Here is an 18,134-nt window from a genome sequence, read left to right on the forward strand (position 1 = left end):
GGTCTTGCGGCGGGTGGCTTCTTACAATCCGGGCATGACACGTCCTGCCTACACCCGCGCCACGGCGCTGCCCGAGATCCTGAAACACCGCATCGCCGTTCTCGATGGCGCCATGGGCACCATGATCCAGCGCTTCAAGCTGGGCGAGGCGCAGTACCGCGGGGATGGCTATGCCGGCCCCGACGGTGCCGGCCTGCGCTTCAAGGACTTCCACAAGGACGTCAAGGGCAACAACGAGCTGCTCAGCCTCACCCGCCCCGATGTCATCCAGGACATCCACGAGGGCTATCTGGCCGCCGGCGCCGACCTCATCGAGACCAACACCTTCGGCGCCACCAGCATCGCCCAGGACGACTACGACATGGGGCATCTGGCGCGCGAGATGAACCTGGCTTCGGCGCGCATCGCGCGCGCCGCGTGCGACAAGTTCAGCACCCCCGACAAGCCCCGCTTCGTGGCCGGAGCCCTGGGCCCCACGCCCAAGACGGCGAGCATCAGTCCCGACGTGAACGATGCCGGCGCGCGCAACGTGACGTTCGAGCAACTGCGCGCGGCCTACCTCGAGCAGGTCGAGGCCCTGGTGGAAGGCGGGGCCGACGTGCTGCTGGTGGAGACCATCTTCGACACGCTCAACGCCAAGGCGGCGCTGTTCGCCATCGACGAGTACTTCGAGAAAAGTGGCGAGCGCCTGCCGCTCATCATCAGCGGCACCGTGACCGATGCCTCCGGCCGCATCCTGAGCGGCCAGACGGTCAGCGCTTTCTGGGCCAGCGTGCGCCACCTGCAGCCGCTGGCCGTGGGCCTCAATTGCGCCCTGGGTGCTGCGCTCATGCGCCCCTACATCCAGGAGCTGGCCAAGGTGGCGGGCGACACCTTCATCAGCTGCTACCCCAACGCCGGCCTGCCCAACCCCATGAGCGACACCGGCTTCGACGAAACCCCGGCAGACACCAGCCAACTGCTGCGCGAGTTCGCGGCCGAGGGGCTGGTCAACATCGTGGGCGGTTGCTGCGGCACCACGCCGGAACACATCGCAGCCATTCACCACAGTGTGGAGCCGTTGGCTCCGCGCAGCCTGCGGCGCGAGTTCTTCTACAAGGAAGCCGCCTGATCCACGCCGGACCTTCAGGAAAAAACGGAAGGTATCTCAGTTGGTGGAACTTCTGATTCGCAACCACAATCGCGCTTCCCTTCAAGGGGAGTAGTCGACCTGCCACCCGGCGCCGAGCCGGGCCCTGGCAGGTGGGGTTTTCGTCAATACGCGGTCGCCCGGCCGCCGGAAACCTCCAGCCGCCAACCAGGCGGTGATGGCAAGACCTTGGGGTGTTCCTTCAACACCAATCCGAGGTTTCTCATGGAAAGCATTGCCCCGTTGTGGCTGTGGGTCGTCTTTGTCGCGATCGTCATCGTCGCCCTGTTCGTCGATTTTGTCGTGCTCAGCAAGCAGGGCTCCCATGTGGTGGGCGTGAAGGAAGCCTTGCGCTGGTCGCTCGTCTGGGTGGCCTTGAGCTTCATGTTCAACGCCTTCTTCTGGTGGGCGGTGAAGGACACCACGGGCTCGACCGAGATCGCCAATGAAAAGGCACTCGAGTTCCTCACCGGCTACCTGATCGAGAAGAGCCTGGCGGTCGACAACATTTTTGTGTTCCTGCTCATCTTCACCTACTTCGCCGTGCCGCCGGCCTACCAGAAGCGCGTGCTCATGATCGGCATCGTGGGCGCCATCGTGCTGCGCACGGTGATGATCCTGGTGGGCGGCTGGCTGATCGCGGAGTTCCACTGGATCCTGTACGTGTTCGGCGCTTTCCTGGTGCTCACCGGCGTGAAGATGTGGTGGGCGGCCGGCCAGGAGCCCAGCCTGGAAGACAACCCCGCGCTCAAGCTGCTGCGCAAGCTGCTGCCGGTGAGCAAGTCGTTCGACGGCGAGAAGTTCTGGACGGTGGAGAACGGCAAGCGCATCGCCACACCGCTGCTGATGGTGATCTGCCTGGTGGGCCTGACCGATGTGATCTTCGCGGTCGACTCCATCCCGGCGATCTTCGCCATCACCAAGGACCCGTTCATCGTGCTCACCAGCAACGTGTTCGCGATCCTGGGCCTGCGCGCCATGTTCTTCCTGTTGCAGGCCGCGGCCAGCCGCTTCCACCTGCTCAACTATGGTCTGGCGGTGATCCTGGTCTTCATCGGCACCAAGATGCTGTTGATCGACATCTTCAAGATTCCAGTGACGGTGTCCCTGGGCGTGGTGATTTCCATTCTCGCGATCACCATGGTCTGGAGCAGCAAGACGGCTCCGAACACTTGAGGTTGTGAGCCCCCACGCTCCCCCGCTGCGCGAGGTCCGCTGCCCCCCGGGGGGGCTGGCCCCGCCTTGGGGCGGCCCGGCGGCTGGGCCGCTTCGCCCCCACGCTCCCCCGCTGCGCGAGGTCCGCTGCCCCCCGGGGGGGTTGGCCCCGCCTTGGGGCGGCCCGGCGGCTGGGCCGCTTCGCCCCCACGCTCCCCCGCTGCGCGAGGTCCGCTGCCCCCCGGGGGGGTTGGCCCCGCCTTGGGGCGGCCCCGCCTTGGGGCGGCCCGGCGCCGGATCGCCTTCAGTCGCGTTCGCGTTCGGGAATCAGATTTTCGATCTCCTGCTGCATCGACAGCACGAGCTGACCGTACAGCTGGAGCTTGGTGTCGTTGTCGCGCAGCCGCTGGCTCAGGCGCTGGGCCACGGCGCTGAGCAGCTTGGCGGCGGTGGTGGGCTCTTCCTTGATCAGGATCTGCAGCGATGAGCGTGTGAGCACGGCGCAGCGAACCTCGGTGCTGGCGGTGCAGGTGGCCGAACGGGCCTCGCCGTCCATCAGCGACATCTCGCCCATGAGGTGACCCGGCCCGAGGACGTTCACCGTGTGCGGCTCGGTGCGGCTGACGGTGACGGCCTCCACCGTGACCTCGCCCTCGATCAGCAGCGCCATGAAGCCGTCTTCTCCGCCGCTGTGGCCCTGGCGGATGATGGCCTCGCCCTCGGCGCAGCGCCGCAGTTCCATGAAGCCCACCACGGTCAGCGCCTCGGCCTCGCTGAGCTGGATCAGCGCGTTGGTCGAGCGCAGCAGCTCGGCGGCCCGGTGGGCGGTGGAGGAAACAATCACCCGGCTGCGGCGGCGTTTGCGCGCCCGGGCCGCGGCGTAGCGCTCGCCGAACAGTCTGTCGAACAGGGCCATGGGGGGTACCGGTGGGCTGCGAAGTGGGGTGTCCTGCATTGTCGCCCGTCGCCGCGCACCGCTTTGGCACATTCATTGCGTGCCTTGCGTTGATGCAGATCGACGCGCCCGACCCCTCCACCCGCGCCTGGGGCGACCCACTGGCCTTGCTGCTCGCGTCCACCGGTGAGGGCGTGTTCGGCATCGACCTGCACGGTCTGTGCGTGTTCATCAACCACGCCGGCGCCCGCATGATCGGCTTCGAGCCCGACGAGCTGCTGGGCTGCAACATGCACGATTTCACCCACCACTCGCACGCCGACGGCGCGCACTACCCGGTGGAAGACTGCCCGATCTTCAAGGCCTTCCGGGAAGGCCTGCCCTGCCGCATCGACACCGAGGTGTTCTGGCGGCGCAACGGCACGGCCTTCCCGGTCGAGTACTCCAGCCATCCCATCATCGACGGCGGCGAGGTGCGGGGCGCGGTCGTGACCTTCGTCGACATCACCGAGCGCAAGCGGGCTGCCGATGCCCTGCAGCGTGCCAAGGACGAACTGGAAGAACGGGTGGATGAGCGCACGCTGGCGTTGGCCACCGCCCTGAAGCAGGTGCGTGAACTGGCCGCCCGGTCGGAGGCGGTGCGCGAGGAGGAACGCACCCGCATCGCACGCGAGGTGCACGACGAACTCGGCAGCCTGCTGGTGGCCCTCAAGATGGACGTGAACTGGCTGGACAAGCGCCTGTCGGAACAGGAGCAGCGCACGCTGGAGGCGGCCGGCGACATGCGCGAGCGCATGCGCTGCAAGTGCCAGAACATGAGCCGGCTGATCGAAAACGCGGTGGACAACGTGGGCCGCATCATCACCGACCTGCGCCCCAGCATCCTGGACCACCAGGGCCTGTGGGCCGCGCTCGAATGGCAGGCGCAGGAGTTCGTGCAATCGGCCGAGATGTCCCTGAACTGGTGCATGGACGTCGACGACGCGCCCGATCCGGCAGAACCCCTGGCCATGGGCGTGTTCCGCATCTTTCAGGAGATGCTGAGCAATGTGGGGCGGCATGCGCACGCCCGAACGCTGGAGGTGCGCATCGCCGTGCAGGCGGGGGTGCTGAGCCTGTCGGTGCAGGACGACGGTGTCGGCGCGCCGGCCCAGGCCTTCGAGGCGGCCGACGCCTACGGGGTGATGGGCATGCGCGAGCGCGCGCGCCACTTTGGCGGCCGCATCGATATTTCCAGCGCGCCCGGCGCCGGCACGCGCATGTGCCTGGCGGTCGCCATTCCTGCAGAGGCCTCGGCATGACCACCACCGACCCCGACACCATCCGCGTGCTCATCGGGGACGACCACCGCATCGTGCGCGAAGGTCTGAAGCAGGTGCTGGCCGATGCACCCGATGTGACGGTGGTCGCCGAGGCGCCCACCGGCCACGAGGTGCTGGCGCAGGTGGCGGCGCTGTGTGCACCCGGCGGGGCGGGTCTGGGTCTGGTGCTGCTGGACATCGCGCTGCCGGGCATCGACGGACTCGACGTGCTGCAAGCCCTCAAGCGCGAGCACCCGCGCCTGCCGGTGCTCATGCTCAGCACCTACCCGGAGAAGCAGTACGCGGTGCGCTGCATCCGCCTGGGCGCCAGCGGTTACCTCAACAAGAGCGCCGACCCCGACGACATGCTGGCTGCGGTGCGCAAAGTGGCTCACGGTGGCATTTACCTGAACGCAGCCACGGCCGAGGCGCTGGCCGTCGCAGTGGGCCAGGCCCGCACACAGGCCGGCCCCGAAGCCCTGTCGCACCGGGAACATCAGGTGTATCGCCTGCTCACCCAGGGGCATACCGTGAGCGAGATTGGTGCACAGCTCGGTCTCGCGCCCAACACCGTGAGCACTTACCGTGCACGCATTCTCGAGAAGACCGGTGCGAAAAACGACGTGGAGCTCGCGCTTTCCGCCGAGCGCCACGCGCGCCATGCCGAGCCAGGGCAAGCCACTGCCTGATCGCCGCCGTGCGGGCCGGCTCAGGCCGGGTTTGTAGGGCTGGCCCTACGTGGCATCGAAATGCCCACGTCGATTCTCGGCGGGAAGCGCGATCTGGCGCGGCGCTTGCGTCACCCACCCCGTCCATCAACTTGCGAGGTGTGCCATGACCGCTGATTACGATCCCTTCGATGCCGACCGACCCTTGCGCATGCGCTGTGCCTGTGGCCGGCCCCACTCGGTGGCCGAGCACATTCAGGCCTTTGGTGCGGCGCACGCCGGACCGCAGCGCCTGGTCAACAACGCGGGCATGAACAGCGAGGAACAGCGCGGTGCCGACTTCATGGAGGCGGCGCTGGTCAAGGCGCTGTTTCCGCAGGAGCCGGTGCGCCGAGCCTTTCTGAAAGCGGTGGGCCGCCCCACCGCCATGGCGGCCATCGCCAGCCTGTTCCCCATGGGCGCGATGCAGGCCCTGGCACAAGACCGCCGGCCGCTGGAGAAGACCGATCTCAAGATCGGCTTCCTGCCCATCACCTGCGCCACGCCACTGGTGGCCGCCGACCCGCTGGGCTTTTACGCCAAAGAAGGGCTCAAGGTCTCACTCAACCGAACCGCGGGCTGGGCCGTGGTGCGCGACAAGACGCTCGCCGCCGAGTTCGATGCCTCGCACATGCTCTCGCCCATGCCGCTGGCCATCAGCATGGGGCTGGGCGCCGATGCCACGCCGATGGTGATGCCCGCGATCGAAAACGTGAACGGCAACGCCATCACCCTGCATGTGAAGCACAAGGACAACCGCGACCCGAAGAAGTGGAAGGGCATGAAGTTCGCCATTCCATTCGACTTCTCCATGCACAACTTCCTGCTGCGCTACTACCTGGCCGAAAACGGCATCGACCCGGACACCGACGTGCAACTGCGCGTGATGGCGCCGCCCGACATGGTGGCCAACCTGCGCGCCGAAAACATCGATGGCTTCATCGTCGCCGAGCCCTTCAACCAGCGCGCAGTGTTTGACGGCGTGGGCTTCATCCACCTGCTCACCAGCGAGCTCTGGGACAACCACCCCTGCTGCGCCTTTGCCGCCACGCGCAAGTTTGTGGAAACGAACCCCAACACCTTTGCCGCTCTGTTCCGCGCCATCGTCACCTCCACCCTCCACTGCTCCAGGATGGAGAACCGCCCCGCGGTGGCTGCGGCGATTGCCGGGCCGAACTACCTCAATCAGCCGCTCACCGTGCTGGAGCAGGTGCTGCTCGGGCGCTTTGCGGATGGCCTGAGTTCGGTGCGCAACGAGCCCAACCGCATCAACTTCGATCCCTTCCCCTGGCAGTCCATGGCGGTGTGGATGCTCACCCAGATGAAGCGCTGGGGCTATGTGAAGACCGACATCAACTACGCGCAGATCGCCGAGCAGGTCTTTCTCGCCACCGACGCGCGCAAGCGCATGGCCGAGCTGGGTTTCACCGCGCCCTCGACCAACAGCAAGACCCACGTGATCATGGGCAAGACCTTCGACCCCGCCAAGCCCGAGGCGTATGTGAAGTCCTTTGCCATCGGCAAGGGTTGATTCGGCACCAAGGCGGTGCCTGACAAGGCGGCAGCCGTCCAGGTTGGTGCTCGGCTTGGTGAAGGTTGCGAGCTGCCGATCCGATTCGGCACCGAACCGCACGCTGCGCGCCTTCCGTGTCTGCTCCAGCAGACGGCTGGCCGCCCGTGCCCCTGGTGGTGGGCGCGGTGTCTGCCTTGGCGCAACGATCCTGAGCGGCTCGTGTAGGGCCAGCCCTACAGGGGGTGGTTGCCGTGGCTGCGAAATGCGCTTCGGCCTTCGAAACAGACCCTGAATCGCCCAGCTTGGCCCGCTGCTTGCAATGCATGAAGCATCTTCAACTCCAGAGGTGCGCCATGTCTGAGTTCTTCGATCCCTACAACGCCGACCGTCCGCTCATGATGAAGTGCAGCTGCGGGCGCGACCACACCGTGGCCGAGCACGAAGCGGAGCAGGCCGGTGCCGCCCAGGCCACCCGCACCCTGCGCGAGCGCAGCGAGACGGCCGAGTTCGAGGCTTACAGCAACGAGTTCATCGAGGCCACGCTGATGAAGGCCTTGTTCCCGCAAGACGCGGTGCGCCGCCGCTTCCTGCGCGCCGTGGGCAAGGGAACGGCCATGGCCGCCATCTCCAGCCTGCTGCCGGTGGCCAGCCTGCAAGCCATGGCCCAGGACAAGAAGGGCGCGCTGGAGAAGACCAACCTCAAGATCGGCTTCATCCCGATCACCTGCGCCACGCCACTCATCATGGCCAAGCCGCTGGGCTTCTACGAAAAGCAGGGCCTCAATGTCGAGGTGATCAAGACCGCCGGCTGGGCGCTGATCCGCGACAAGATGATCAACAAGGAGTACGACGCAACGCACTTCCTCTCACCCATGCCGTTGGCGATCTCGATGGGTGCCGGCTCCAACGCCGTGCCCATGAACGTGGCCACGATCCAGAACACCAACGGCCAGGCGATCACGCTGCACAACAAGCACAAGGACAAGCGCGACCCCAAGCAGTGGAAGGGCTTCAAGTTCGGCGTGCCGTTCGAGTATTCGATGCACAACTTCCTGTTGCGCTATTACCTGGCCGAAGCCGGCATCAACCCCGACACCGATGTGCAGATCCGCGTGGTGCCGCCGCCGGAGATGGTGGCCAACCTGCGCGCCGGCAACATCGACGGCTACCTTGGCCCAGACCCGTTCAACCAGCGCGCGGTGTTCGACGAAATCGGTTTCCTGCACGTGCTGACCAAGGACCTGTGGAACGGCCACCCTTGCTGCGCCTTCGGCACCAGCACCGAGTTCATCCAGCAAAACCCCAACACCTTCGCCGCGCTGTACCGCGCGGTGCTCACCGCCGCGGCCATGGCGCGCCAGCCGAAGAACCGCGAGCTGATCGCCAAGGTGATCTCGCCGCAGGCCTACCTGAACCAGCCCGAGACGGTGGTGGCGCAGGTGCTCACTGGCCGCTTTGCCGACGGTCTGGGCAATGTGGTGAATGTGCCCGACCGCGCCGACTTCGACCCCATGCCCTGGCAGAGCATGGCGGTGTGGATGCTCACGCAAATGCAGCGCTGGGGTTATGTGAAGGGCGATGTGAACTACAAGCAGATCGCCGAGCGCGTGTTCCTCATCACCGATGCGCGCAAGCACATGAAAGACCTGGGCATGCCATTCCAGGCCGGCTCGGGCTACACCAAGCACACCATCATGGGCAAGGAGTTCGACCCGGCCAAGGCGGCCGAGTACGCCAAGAGCTTCGCCATCAGCAAGGCGGCTTGAGATGAAGTCGCTCAACCTGAACCTGCGTGCGGCGCTGGTCTCGCTGCTGATGCTGGTGCTGCTCGTCGGCGCTTGGCATCTGGGCACCTCGGCGCCCTCGGTGGGCGGGTCGAGCGCCGGCATGACAGCAGAAGAAATCGAGTACGCCAAACTGCTGGGCAAAGACCCGGGCGCAGAGAAAACCACCGGGTTCCCCCAGCCCTGGGCCGTGGCCGAGGCGAGCTGGGCACACCTGTCGAACCCGTTCTACGACAACGGTCCAAACGACAAGGGCGTGGGCATTCAGCTCGCGCATTCGCTGGCGCGGGTGGCGGTGGGCTTTCTGCTGGCGATGGCGGTGGCCATTCCGCTGGGCTTTTTGATCGGCATGTCGCCGCTGTTGAGCAAAGCGTTCGATCCGTTCGTGCAGGTGCTCAAACCCATCAGCCCGCTGGCCTGGATGCCGCTGGCGCTCTACACGCTGAAAGACAGCAACGTGAGCGGCGTGTTCGTCATCTTCATCTGCTCGATCTGGCCGATGCTGCTCAACACCGCTTTCGGTGTGTCTGCCGTGAAACGCGAATGGCTCAACGTGGCCAGCACCCTCGAGGTGAACCCGATCCGCAAGGCGTTCCAGGTGATCCTGCCTGCGGCCGCACCCACCATCCTGACCGGCATGCGCATCAGCATGGGCATCGCCTGGCTGGTGATCGTGGCGGCCGAGATGCTGGTGGGCGGCACCGGCATTGGCTACTTCGTGTGGAACGAGTGGAACAACCTCTCGCTCACCAACGTGATCTTCGCGATTTTGGTGATCGGTCTGGTCGGCATGTTGCTCGACCTCATGTTCGCTCAGGCGCAGAAGGCGGTGACCTATGTGGAGTGACACCAGCGTGCGCGCCAGCGTCTCCCTGCCCCACGCCAGTGCGCCGGCCCCAAAGAAAGCTTCCAAGATGACCGGTTTCCTCCAGGTTGAAAACCTCGCCAAGGCCTACCAGACCGACAAGCCGGTGTTTGCCGACGTGTCCTTCGCCATCGACAAGGGCGAGTTCGTCTGCATCATCGGCCACAGCGGCTGCGGCAAGACCACCATCCTCAACGTGCTCGCCGGCCTGGACACCGCCACCTCCGGCCACTGCTTCATGGACGGGCGCGAGATCGCCGGGCCCAGCCTGGAGCGCGGTGTCGTGTTCCAGAGCCACGCGCTCATGCCCTGGCTCACGGTGCGGCAGAACATCGCGTTCGCCGTGAAGTCGCGCTGGCCCGACTGGAGCCGGGCGCAGATCAACGAGCACGCCGAAAAATTCGTCGCGCTGGTGGGCCTCTCCCCGGCCATCGACAAGAAGCCCAGCCAGCTCTCGGGCGGCATGAAGCAGCGCGTGGGCATTGCGCGCGCGTTCGCCATCCAGCCCAAGATGCTGCTGCTCGACGAACCTTTCGGCGCGCTCGACGCGCTCACGCGCGGCACCATCCAGGACGAGCTGATGGGCATCGTGCGCGAGACGCACCAGACCGTCTTCATGATCACCCACGACGTGGATGAAGCCATCCTGCTGGCCGACCGCATCCTGCTCATGAGCAACGGCAACGAAGGCCCGAACGGCTACGTGGCCGGTGGCATGGCCGAGGTGGTGGTGAATCCGCTGCCGCGCGAGCGCACGCGCGCGTTGTTGCACCACCTCGAGGGTTACTACGAGCTGCGCAACCACATTGTCGATTTCCTGGTCAGCAGGGCAAAAGCCCACTGACCGTCTTTCATCCTTCCTTCAACACACAACGAGGCAACCCATGAGCCGACTCGACGTCACCGAAAAGATCATCAGCACCAAAGTCACCAAGGGCCTGAGCTGGGCCGACGTGGCGAAGAAGGTGGGCCAGTCCAAGGAATGGACCACCGCGCTGTGCCTGGGCCAGATGACCGCCACGCCTGCGCAGGCCAAGGTGCTGGGCAAGATCTTCGGCCTGAGCGCCGACGAGCAGAAGTGGCTGATGGTCGTGCCCTACAAGGGTTCGCTGCCGACCTCGGTGCCCACCGATCCGTTGATCTACCGTTTCTACGAACTGGTGAGCGTGTACGGCACCACGTTCAAGGAACTGATCCACGAAGAGTTCGGCGACGGCATCATGAGCGCGATCGACTTCAAGATGGACATGCAGCGCCAGGCCGACCCGAACGGTGACCGGGTGAACATCGTGATGTCGGGCAAGTTCCTGCCGTACAAGCAGTATTGACCCCCCGCCGCGCTGCGCGCGTCCCCCCTGAAAAGGGGGCGGCACCTTGGGCCGGCAGAACCGGACCCTCGTTGCCGCCTTCCATCCCCGCCCCACAGTGCGATCCTGCAGGCCGAGGCACACGATGTGCTTTGATACCTGCATGCCCACCTCTCCCCTGATCCGCCTCACCCACTCCTGGCTCGACGACGGCCATGCGCTGGTGGCCGGGTCGCTCTTTGTGGCGCTGGGCATGACCATGTTTGCCCACGCCGGGCTGCTCACGGGCGGCGTGGCCGGCGTGGCTTTTCTGGTGAGCTACGCCACCGGGCTGAACCTGGCGCTGTGCTTCTTCGTGTTCAGCCTGCCGTTTTTCTGGCTCTCGTGGAAGCGGCTGGGCGTGGAGTTCACGCTCAAGAGCCTCGGTGCGGTGACGCTGGTGTCGCTGTGCACCGCGCTGGCGCCGCGCGTGGTGCGCTTCGAGTTGCTCAACCCCTGGGTGGCCTCGGTGGTCGGTGGTTTTCTCATCGGCTTCGGGCTGCTCGCCTTGCTGCGCCACCACGCCAGCGTCGGCGGGGTGAACATCGTGGCGCAGTGGCTGCAGCAGACCCGCAGCATGAGGGCTGGTTACATCCAGATGGCGGTCGATGTGCTGGTGGTGCTCACCGCCTTCGCGGTGGTGCCGCCCGAGCGTGTGTTGCAGTCGGTGGTGGGTGCCGTGGCGATCGGCGCCATCCTCGCGCTCAACCACCGACCGGGGCGCTACCTCGGGGTGTGAGGCGGCGCGTCAGCGCATGGGCGACTTCGGGATCAGCACGACCCCGGGCATGCCTTCAAAGTGGGCGTCGCAGGTGAGCAGTTCGGCGCCCCGTTGCACCGCCGTGGCATACACGATGGCATCGGCCGTGGCCAGCTTGTGTTGTCGGTGCAGATCGGCTGCCAGCAGGGCGGTGGTGGTGTCCAGCGGTACCACCTGGCACTTCATCGTGTAGGCGATCACTTGATCGGCCTGCGATTCGCCCAGTTCCCGCCACAACCATTTGGACAGTTCCAGCTGCACCATGGTCGGTACGAGGCACAGGTCTTTTTCAGGAATTTCCCGGGCCAGCTTCTTGCCGACCGGCGAGGCGATCAGCCATTCGATCCAGGCCGAGGTGTCCACCACGCGCATGTGCGCCGCCATCAGTAGCGGTCCTTGCGATCCCGGTACCCCGTCGGGCTGGCACCTTTGGCAATGCCGGCGAGCTGTTTCAGTTCGGGGACCGGCATCACAAGAACGCCCTTGTCCTTGGGAATGAAAACGAACTCCTGCCCGGCCTCCCAGCGCAGTTCGTCGCGAACGGCCTTGGGAATGGAGATCTGGAATTTGCTGGACAGGGTGGCGGTGGAAGACATGTCTGGCTCCTGATCGATCGATCAATGAATGGTAAGAATATACCAAACGTCGTGCGGATCGCAGGCCTCTATCCCGGCAGTGGAATCCACTCCTGATCGTCCCCCGGCGGCAGCGCAAAGCGCCCCGCCACCCAGTCGGCCTTGGCCTGTTCGATGCGTTCCTTGCGCGAGGACACGAAGTTCCAGAACACATGGCGTTCGCCCAGCGGCTCACCGCCAAAGACCATCAGCGTGCTTTTCTCCCGCGCGGTGATGACCGCATCGGTGTCGTTGCCGAACACCAGCAGCTGGCCGGGCACACAGGTCTGGCCGGCGTGTTCGACTTCGCCGCGCGCCACGTACACCGCCTGTTCGCTGTACCCGCCGGGCAGGGCCAGGCGCGCGCCGGCCTGCCATTCGGTGTGCAGGTAGAACAGCGGCGAGTGTGTCTTCACCGGGCTGCTCATGCCATAGGCCTCGCCCGCGATCAGGCGCATCCACACGCCGGCGTCGTCGCGCACCGGCAGGTCGGCCGCCGGGTAATGGGTGAAGGCCGGTTCGGTTTCTTCATCGGCCTCGGGCAGGGCCACCCACAACTGCATCAGTTCGAGGCCGCCGCCGGCAAACGAGTCGGGGTGTGTGAAGCGCTCCGAATGCGAGATGCCCCGCCCGGCCGTCATCCAGTTCACGTCGCCAGGCCGGATGAGCTGGTGCACGCCCAGGCTGTCGCGGTGGGCCACCTCGCCGCTGAGCAGGTAGCTCACGGTGGACAGCCCGATGTGCGGGTGCGGGCGCACGTCGGCGCCCGCAATGTCTTGCGGTGCCAGCGTCACCGGTCCGGCGTGGTCCACGAAGATCCAGGGGCCGACCATGCGGCGCCTGGCGCTGGGCAGCACGCGCCGCACGGTCAGGCCGTGGCCCAGGTCGGCGGCGCGCGCGGTGATGACCATCTCCAGCATGGCGTTCTCCTGTTCAGGCTGCGGCGGCGATGCGCCCCATGCGGCCACTTTGAAAATCGGCGAACGCCTGGTGGATCTCGGTCTCCGTGTTCATCACGAACGGGCCATACCCCACCACCGGCTCGTCGATCGGTTCACCGGCGAGCCACAGCACGGTGCTGTCTTCGAGCACCTCCAGCTGCACATCTTCGCCCTCGCGGGAGAACACCGGCATCTGCCCGGCGGTCACCTCCTGACCATCGGCCAGGCGCAGGTGGCCACGCAACACCAGCGGTGCCGTCGTGTGACCCGCTGCGGCCGGCAGCGTCACGCTGTGGCCGGCCTTCAGACGCAGGTCCCACACCTGCATGGGCGTGAAGGTCCTGGCCGGACCGGCCGTGCCCTGCAGTTCGCCGGCGATGATGCGCGCCAGGCCCGCGCCCCCGGGCAGGGCGACCTCGGGAATCCGGTCGCGCGTGATGCCCTGGTAGGCCGGTGCGGCCATCTTGTCGCGCGCCGGCAGGTTCACCCAGAGCTGCACCATCTCGAACGGCCCGCCCGTTCGGGCGAAGCGTTCGCCGTGGTACTCCTCGTGCACGATGCCGGCGGCGGCCGTCATCCACTGCACCTCGCCGGGGCCGATGGTGCCGCCACCGCCGCTGGAGTCGCGGTGCGCGACCTCGCCGTCGAAGACGATGGTCACAGTCTCGAAGCCGCGGTGCGGGTGCTGGCCCACGCCGCGGCGCTGCGCGGTGGGCTCGAAGCGGGTCGGGCCGCCGTGATCGAGCATGAGGAACGGCGAAAAGCGCTCGGGCCGGTCGTTGTACGAGAACAGCGTGCGCACCGGAAAGCCGTCGCCGACCCAGTGACCGCCTTCGCTGCGTTGAATGAAAGAAGCGGTTTTCATCGGTTGTTCTCCTTGCGACCAACCACTCTAACGGGCCAGCGTCCTCCCCATGGTTGGCAGGTTCAATCCGGTGGCGGCGGTAAGCTTCAACCCCCATGCGCATCGAACACCTCCGCCAACGCCTGCAAGCCCTGGGCGCCAACCCGCGCCACACCCAGCGCGTGCTGCGCCTGTGGTCGCAGGCCCTGCCACAGCACAGCGGGCGGCGCGAGGTGGCGCACTTCCTGCCCGCCACGCTGGTGGCGGCGCTGCCTGCGCTCACCCGGGAGCTCGCGGCCCTGGCGGTGCTGCAATCCGAACACCCGGGCGATGACGGCTCGGCGCGCCTGCTGGTGGCGCTGGCCGATGGCCAGACGGTGGAGAGCGTGCTGCTGCCGCGTGGCGGCTTGTGTGTGTCCACACAGGTGGGTTGTGCGGTGGGTTGCGTGTTCTGCATGACCGGACAGGGTGGCCTGGTCCGCCAGGTCGGCAGCGCCGAGATCGTGGCGCAAGTGGCGCTGGCACGCACGCTGCGGCCGGTGAACAAAGTGGTGTTCATGGGCATGGGTGAGCCCGCGCACAACCTGGACAACGTGATGGAGGCGATCGACCTGCTCGGCACCCTGGGCAACATCGGCCACAAGCAGCTGGTGTTCTCCACCGTGGGCGATCCGCGCGTGTTCGAAACCCTGCCGCTGGGCCGGGTGAAACCGGCGCTGGCACTCTCGCTGCACACCACCCGGGCGGCGCTGCGCGAACAGCTGCTGCCGCGCGCACCGCGCATGACACCCGCCGAGCTGGTGGACGCCGGCGAGCGCTACGCGCGCGCCACCGGCTATCCCATCCAATACCAGTGGACGCTGCTGGCCGGCATCAACGATGGCGACGACGAGGTCGAGGAGCTGGTGCGACTGCTGCACGGCAAGTCGGCCATCCTCAACCTGATTCCCTACAACACGGTGGACGGTTTGCCCTACCGGCGCCCGAGCAGTGACCAGGCCGCCGACATGGCCCGACGACTGCACCGCCGCGGCATCCTCACCAAGCTTCGCCAGTCGGCCGGGCAGGACGTGGAGGCGGGCTGCGGGCAGTTGCGGGCGCGGGCGGACCGGCCGACCCGGCGCGTCGTGCCGATCCAACCCGTCGGGCTCAATGCAGCGTCAACGGCCGTGACGTCGTCTTGACCCGCACCACCGCTGCGCGCGGCTCGTAGGGTGCCGGGGCGGCGCCGCAGATGTCGGCGGCGATGGCCCGGGCCTGGCGGGCGATGGGTTCGATGAAGCGGCTGGGTTGGCCCTGGATGGCGATGCAGTCGCCCATGGCGTGAATGTGTCCGTTGCTGGTCTTGAGATTCGCCGGGTCCACGGCGATGCCGTTGTCCCACTGCAGGTCGGCGCTCTGTGCCAGGCGCGGCGGTGTGACCAGGCCGGCGGCGGCGATCACCTGGTCGGCAGCAAACCGCTGGCCGCAGGTGGTGGTGATGCGGTAACGGCCGGCCACCTGCTCCAGCTGCGCCACCTGCACGCCGCCGACGAAACGGATGGCCAGGTCTTTCCAGGCGTCCAGCAATTGTGTGCCTGCGCCCTCGGCGCTCCAGCGCGCGAGCGGCTCGGTTTGTACGTCCAGCAGCGTGATGCGGTGGCCGCCGAGCGCGAGGTCGTTGGCGAGTTCGCTGCCGATCAGGCCGGCGCCGACGATGGTCACGTCTTTCGGTGTGTCGCCGAGTGCTGCTCGCAGCTTCTGGTAGACCGCCAGGTGGTTGACGCGCCAGCACATCGCGGCCGGCAACGTGGCTGGCAGCGCGGCTTGCGCGCCGTGGGCCAGCACCAGCCGGTCGTACTTCAGGTTGCCGCGCGTGGTGCGCAGCTGCCGGGTGTCGGTGCAGATGCGCACGGCTTGCGTGTGGCTGAGCAGGCGCACGTTCAGGCGCGCCGCGGCGGCCGCGCCGCTTTCCTTGACCATGGCTTCCAGCGCGGTGCTGCGCGCCATGGCGATGGACAACATGGGCTTGTCGTACACGTCGCCGGCGCAGGCGGTGACCACGGTGATGGGCAAGGTGGCGTCGAGCGCGCGCAGGGCTTCGGCCATCTGCCAACCGGCGCGCCCGGCGCCGACGATGAGCACGCCCGCCGCGCCGCGTGTGGCCACCGGGGTGCTGTTCGTCATGCCTGCGCGCAGGGCTTCGAGGCTGGGCGGCGTGTACGGCGTGAAGTCGGCCTTGGTCACGCCACACAGTGGGCAGGCCCAGTCCTCGGGGATGTCGGCGTAGCGCGTGCCGGGAGCGAGGCCGCCGTCGGGGTCGCCGTCGGCTTCGTTGTAGATGTAGCCGCAGGCGTCGCAGATGTATTGCTGCCAGGGTGCGAGTGCTTGCACGGTGGCTTCTGGTGAGGGCTTCGACAGGCTCAGCCCGAACGGTGTGGGGCTCATCTCGGACGTTGGGGTGTTCATGCCGGCATGACCTCGGCGGACAGCCGGGCCATCTCCTTGCGCAGGTGCTTGATGGCGGGCGTGACGATGGCCACGAAGTGCGACTCGCGCACGCGGCGCTGCACGGCCGAGCTCATGAGGTAACCGCGTGCACCCTGGTGCAGCAGCGCCGACTGCGCCGCGCGCAGTGACAGTTCAGCGCCGTGCGCGCGCGCATCGAGCACGTCGATGAAAAACTCCACCGAGGGGTTGAAGGGTGTCTCGGCCAGCTTCATCACGCGGGTGGTGAGCGCGTCCAGCTCGGCCTGCAGTGCGTCGGGCCGGTCTTCCAGAAACTGGTTCACATGGCCCAGTTGCGCTTCCACTTCCCAGATGGAGTCGATGGCGCCCTGCGTGACGCCCACGGCCATGCCGCACTGGAGCATGACGAAGGCGGCGCGGATGCGCGCAATGAAAGGCTTGGCCGGCTCGGCCATGACCTCGTCCGCACCGATGAACACGTTGGTCAGGCGCAGCGCGTAGGTGCCCGTGCCTTCCATGGCGGAGAAGCTCGGGCATTCGCGCAGCTCCATGCCGGGGGCGTTGCAACGCAAGAGAAACATCACTTCGCGCCCGGCGGGTTCGTCCCCGTTCATCACCGCTGCGAGCACACCGCAGGCGTGGTCGGGCCCGAGGTTGCTCACCCAGGGCAGCGTGCCGTTGACGAGGTAGCCGCCCTCCACCGGCGTGGCCTTGAGCAGCAGGCTTTCGATCTGCGCGTAGCTTTTCATGGGGTTGGACATGCCGGTGCCGCCCAGCGTGGTGCCGCTGGCGTGCGCGGTGAGCGCCTCGCCCATCAGCGCCGGGTTGCCCGAGGCCTGCATGTACAGGCCACACACCGCCTGGCACCACACCATGAAACCGGTGGCACCGCACACCCGCGAAACCTCGGCCATGGCGCGGATGGCCAGGCCGTAGTCGGCCCGGCCCACGGGAGCGTCAAGGTGCGCGCTGAACACACCGATGGCGCCCAGCTGTTGCAACACATCGCGCGGGTAGAAGCCGTCGCGGTCGCAGGCCTCCACCACGTCGGCCAGCGGTCCCTGCGCCACCGCACGCACCGCGGCCAGCAATTCGTTGGACGACGCTTCCTGCGTCAGCTCGCGGGGCAGATCGTTCGGGTTCATTGAAGCTCCATCAAGAGGGTGGGCCCTTCGACAGGCTCAGGGCGAACGGTGGGGGTGGCTCAGGGCAAACGGAAAAGTCCCGTTCGGGCCGAGCCTGTCGAAGCCTTCAGGCCAGCGCGATCTCGAACGGGATCGGGTTGCGCATGCTGTTGGCCACCGGCGAGTAGAAGTTGGCGTGCTGCACGATCTCGTCGAGCACTTCGCGCGACGCATCGCCCTCCACCACCACCTTCACGCGGATCGCCTGAAAGCCCATCTCGGCCGGCAGCTTCTCCAGCGCGCCGCCAGCGCCCCAGGCCGCGGGGTTGCCGATGTCGCCTTCCATGAAGACCTCGAGCTTGCTGAGCTTCACGCCCTTCCAGGTGGCCACCGCGGTGATGCCCACCGCGAGACACCCGCCCAAGCCCGAGAGCACGATCTCGCCGGGCGCCGGGGCCGTGTCTTCGCCGAACAGGTGCAGCGGCTCGTCCACCACCACCGGGGCGTGCTGGCCCACGGTGGACAGCGACCGGTACTGCCCCTCCATGACGGTGTGGACCTTGTTGGTGCCACGGCTGGCGGGGTTGGCCCGGCCCTTGGCGGCAAAGGCCGCGAGGCCTTCACTGTCGATGGGGCGCAGGTAGGCCTTCACGGTGGTCACAGGCTCGAGCGTGTCGGTAGCGGACATGGTGTCTCCAGGTGTTCAGG

19 protein-coding genes are annotated in these 18,134 nt (G+C 66.9%); 11 read left to right on the forward strand and 8 right to left on the reverse strand.

Features of this window, described 5'->3' with window-relative positions; all coding sequences use genetic code 11:
* The first annotated feature begins 34 nt into the window (after window positions 1-34).
* Window positions 35-1,111 (forward strand): homocysteine S-methyltransferase family protein, encoded by a 1,077-nt coding sequence (locus QUV35_RS08915; protein ID WP_300872836.1) that lies wholly within the window; start codon window positions 35-37, stop codon window positions 1,109-1,111.
* Window positions 1,112-1,354: 243 nt separating this feature from the next.
* Window positions 1,355-2,305, forward strand: a complete 951-nt coding sequence (locus QUV35_RS08920) for a TerC family protein (RefSeq protein ID WP_300872838.1) — start codon at window positions 1,355-1,357, stop codon at window positions 2,303-2,305.
* A 283-nt stretch (window positions 2,306-2,588) separates the two neighbouring features.
* Here QUV35_RS08920 and QUV35_RS08925 read toward each other — a convergent pair whose 3' ends face one another.
* A complete protein-coding gene (locus QUV35_RS08925) occupies window positions 2,589-3,200 on the reverse strand; it encodes a Crp/Fnr family transcriptional regulator (protein WP_300872840.1) in 612 nt (203 codons plus the stop codon).
* Window positions 3,201-3,292: 92 nt separating this feature from the next.
* Between QUV35_RS08925 and QUV35_RS08930 the strand changes: the two genes are divergently transcribed.
* The 8 genes from QUV35_RS08930 to QUV35_RS08965 all read left to right on the forward strand — a co-directional run bounded on the left by QUV35_RS08930 (window position 3,293) and on the right by QUV35_RS08965 (window position 11,434).
* Window positions 3,293-4,480: a PAS domain S-box protein gene (locus QUV35_RS08930; protein WP_300872842.1), complete on the forward strand. Its 1,188-nt coding sequence runs from the start codon at window positions 3,293-3,295 to the stop codon at window positions 4,478-4,480.
* Window positions 4,477-5,169, forward strand: a complete 693-nt coding sequence (locus QUV35_RS08935) for a response regulator transcription factor (RefSeq protein WP_300872844.1) — start codon at window positions 4,477-4,479, stop codon at window positions 5,167-5,169. The genes QUV35_RS08930 and QUV35_RS08935 overlap by 4 nt, the downstream gene beginning before the upstream one ends.
* 145 nt (window positions 5,170-5,314) lie before the next feature.
* Window positions 5,315-6,718 (forward strand): CmpA/NrtA family ABC transporter substrate-binding protein, encoded by a 1,404-nt coding sequence (locus tag QUV35_RS08940; protein WP_300872846.1) that lies wholly within the window; start codon window positions 5,315-5,317, stop codon window positions 6,716-6,718.
* 335 nt (window positions 6,719-7,053) lie between these two features.
* Window positions 7,054-8,466, forward strand: coding sequence for a CmpA/NrtA family ABC transporter substrate-binding protein (locus QUV35_RS08945; RefSeq protein ID WP_300872848.1), 1,413 nt, complete (start codon window positions 7,054-7,056; stop codon window positions 8,464-8,466).
* Window position 8,467: 1 nt separating this feature from the next.
* Window positions 8,468-9,331 (forward strand): nitrate ABC transporter permease, encoded by an 864-nt coding sequence (gene ntrB / locus QUV35_RS08950; protein ID WP_300872850.1) that lies wholly within the window; start codon window positions 8,468-8,470, stop codon window positions 9,329-9,331.
* Window positions 9,321-10,193, forward strand: a complete 873-nt coding sequence (locus tag QUV35_RS08955) for an ABC transporter ATP-binding protein (protein ID WP_300872852.1) — start codon at window positions 9,321-9,323, stop codon at window positions 10,191-10,193. Before ntrB ends, QUV35_RS08955 begins: the two co-directional genes overlap by 11 nt.
* Before the next feature lie 40 nt (window positions 10,194-10,233).
* The gene (gene cynS / locus QUV35_RS08960; protein WP_300872854.1) at window positions 10,234-10,677 is read left to right on the forward strand and encodes a cyanase; all 444 of its coding nucleotides are present in this window, start codon (window positions 10,234-10,236) and stop codon (window positions 10,675-10,677) included.
* 142 nt (window positions 10,678-10,819) lie between these two features.
* A complete protein-coding gene (locus QUV35_RS08965; protein ID WP_300872856.1) occupies window positions 10,820-11,434 on the forward strand; it encodes a YitT family protein in 615 nt (204 codons plus the stop codon).
* A 9-nt stretch (window positions 11,435-11,443) separates the two neighbouring features.
* On the opposite strand, the gene QUV35_RS08970 is transcribed toward QUV35_RS08965, so the two are convergent.
* The 4 genes from QUV35_RS08970 to QUV35_RS08985 all read right to left on the reverse strand — a co-directional run bounded on the left by QUV35_RS08970 (window position 11,444) and on the right by QUV35_RS08985 (window position 13,875).
* Window positions 11,444-11,839, reverse strand: a complete 396-nt coding sequence (locus QUV35_RS08970; protein ID WP_300872858.1) for a type II toxin-antitoxin system VapC family toxin — start codon at window positions 11,837-11,839, stop codon at window positions 11,444-11,446.
* Window positions 11,839-12,051, reverse strand: coding sequence for an AbrB/MazE/SpoVT family DNA-binding domain-containing protein (locus QUV35_RS08975; RefSeq protein ID WP_300872860.1), 213 nt, complete (start codon window positions 12,049-12,051; stop codon window positions 11,839-11,841). Before QUV35_RS08975 ends, QUV35_RS08970 begins: the two co-directional genes overlap by 1 nt.
* Window positions 12,052-12,119: 68 nt before the next feature.
* Window positions 12,120-12,989: a pirin family protein gene (locus QUV35_RS08980; protein ID WP_300872862.1), complete on the reverse strand. Its 870-nt coding sequence runs from the start codon at window positions 12,987-12,989 to the stop codon at window positions 12,120-12,122.
* Window positions 12,990-13,002: 13 nt separating this feature from the next.
* Window positions 13,003-13,875, reverse strand: coding sequence for a pirin family protein (locus tag QUV35_RS08985; protein ID WP_300872864.1), 873 nt, complete (start codon window positions 13,873-13,875; stop codon window positions 13,003-13,005).
* A gap of 95 nt (window positions 13,876-13,970) precedes the next feature.
* Between QUV35_RS08985 and QUV35_RS08990 the strand changes: the two genes are divergently transcribed.
* Window positions 13,971-15,038 carry an RNA methyltransferase gene (locus tag QUV35_RS08990; protein WP_300872866.1) on the forward strand — a complete coding sequence of 356 codons (1,068 nt, stop codon included), beginning with the start codon at window positions 13,971-13,973 and terminating at the stop codon, window positions 15,036-15,038.
* Here the strand turns inward: QUV35_RS08990 and QUV35_RS08995 are convergent.
* The 3 genes from QUV35_RS08995 to QUV35_RS09005 form a co-directional block, all read right to left on the reverse strand.
* Window positions 15,004-16,302, reverse strand: coding sequence for an FAD-dependent oxidoreductase (locus tag QUV35_RS08995; protein ID WP_300872868.1), 1,299 nt, complete (start codon window positions 16,300-16,302; stop codon window positions 15,004-15,006). The two genes, QUV35_RS08990 and QUV35_RS08995, sit on opposite strands and share 35 nt — an antisense overlap.
* A complete protein-coding gene (locus tag QUV35_RS09000) occupies window positions 16,299-17,447 on the reverse strand; it encodes an acyl-CoA dehydrogenase family protein (protein ID WP_300872870.1) in 1,149 nt (382 codons plus the stop codon). Before QUV35_RS09000 ends, QUV35_RS08995 begins: the two co-directional genes overlap by 4 nt.
* A 106-nt stretch (window positions 17,448-17,553) precedes the next feature.
* Complete coding sequence (locus QUV35_RS09005; RefSeq protein ID WP_300872872.1) at window positions 17,554-18,114, reverse strand: OsmC family protein; 561 nt, start codon at window positions 18,112-18,114, stop codon at window positions 17,554-17,556.
* Between the last annotated feature and the right edge of the window lie 20 nt (window positions 18,115-18,134).

Origin of the sequence: Hydrogenophaga sp. (genome assembly GCF_030373225.1) — a bacterium.
Classification (GTDB): domain Bacteria; phylum Pseudomonadota; class Gammaproteobacteria; order Burkholderiales; family Burkholderiaceae_C; genus Hydrogenophaga.